The 1,276-nt window shown below is 61.3% G+C and carries 1 protein-coding gene; it reads left to right on the forward strand.

Annotation, left to right across the window (positions count from 1 at the left end):
- Window positions 1-65 precede the first annotated feature (65 nt).
- Window positions 66-1,234 (forward strand): IS3 family transposase gene (locus AB0878_RS49385; RefSeq protein WP_366590655.1). Its coding sequence is split into 2 segments (ribosomal slippage): window positions 66-318 and window positions 318-1,234, totalling 1,170 coding nucleotides; the frame shifts between segments, so codons are not numbered across the junction.
- Window positions 1,235-1,276 lie beyond the last annotated feature (42 nt).

Here is a 1,276-nt window from a genome sequence, read left to right on the forward strand (position 1 = left end):
TGGCGCGCCTCCCACTTTTCGGACAGTGGGCCTAATAAGGTCTGGTCTGGATTGGAGGATGTGCAATGCCGGAACGGCGGCGGAAGTTTTCTCCCGAGTTTCGGGATGAAGCGGTCAAGATGGTGGCGAACGGTGATCGTCCGATTGCGCAGGTAGCTCGAGAGTTGGGAATCAACCCGGGCACGCTCGGAAACTGGGTAGCTGCGTATCGGAAGGAGAATCCGGTAGACGAGGAACCGTTGTCGGTGTCCGAGCGTGCGCGGCTGCGGGAACTCGAGCGGGAGAACCGGGAACTGAAGACGCGGAACGAGTTCCTGGGAAAAGCTGCGGCCTTCTTCGCCCAGGAGTATCGGTGAGCACGAAGTTCGCGTTCATCGACGGCGAGAAGGACAATTTCCCGATCAGCAAGATGTGCGCTTGGCTGGGCGTGTCGAGGGCGGGCTACTACGAGTGGCGCGACCGGGCACCGTCGCTGGCGGCCCGCCGACGTGAGCGGCTGGCGGCGATGATCACGGCGATCTTCGAGGCCAACCACGGCACCTATGGCTACCGGCGCGTCCATGCGGTGCTGCTGCGTTCGGGCGAGCAGGTGTCCGACGAGCTGGTCCGCGAGCTCATGCGCCACCAGGGCCTGGTGTCCTGCCAGCCGCGCCCGTGGCGGCCGACCACGACCGAGGCCGACCAGGCCCACCGGATTCCCGATCTCGTCGCGCGCGACTTCACCGCCACCGAGCCCGGCACGAAGCTGGTCGGCGACATTACCTACCTCGCCACCGATGAGGGCTGGGTCTACCTGGCGACGGTCATCGACTGCTACTCGAAAATGGTGGTTGGCTGGGCCATGGCCGATCATTACAAGACATCACTGATCACCGCTGCTCTGGATTCCGCGGCCGGCACGATCGACATTAGACCAGGATGCATCTTCCATTCCGATCGCGGCTCGAACTACACGTCCTACGAATTCGCCACCACGCTCGCCAACAAAGATATGCGGCAATCCGTCGGGCGTACCGGAATCTGCTGGGATAACGCCATGGCCGAATCCTTCTTCGGTACCCTGAAGAACGAGTGGACGAATCGCATGACATTCACCACGCGCGCACAGGTGCGCCAGGAGGTTGTCAAATACATCGAAGGCTTCTATAATCGACAACGTCTCCACTCGGGTCTCGACTACAAGACCCCATTAGAGGTCCACAACGAGTACCTGAACCGACAGCTCGCAGCATGAATTAGCCATACGAAAGCTGTCCGGAAATTTCGGGGCGTCTCA

The sequence above is a fragment of the Amycolatopsis sp. NPDC047767 genome, assembly GCF_040704195.1.
In the GTDB taxonomy this organism is placed as follows: domain Bacteria; phylum Actinomycetota; class Actinomycetes; order Mycobacteriales; family Pseudonocardiaceae; genus Amycolatopsis.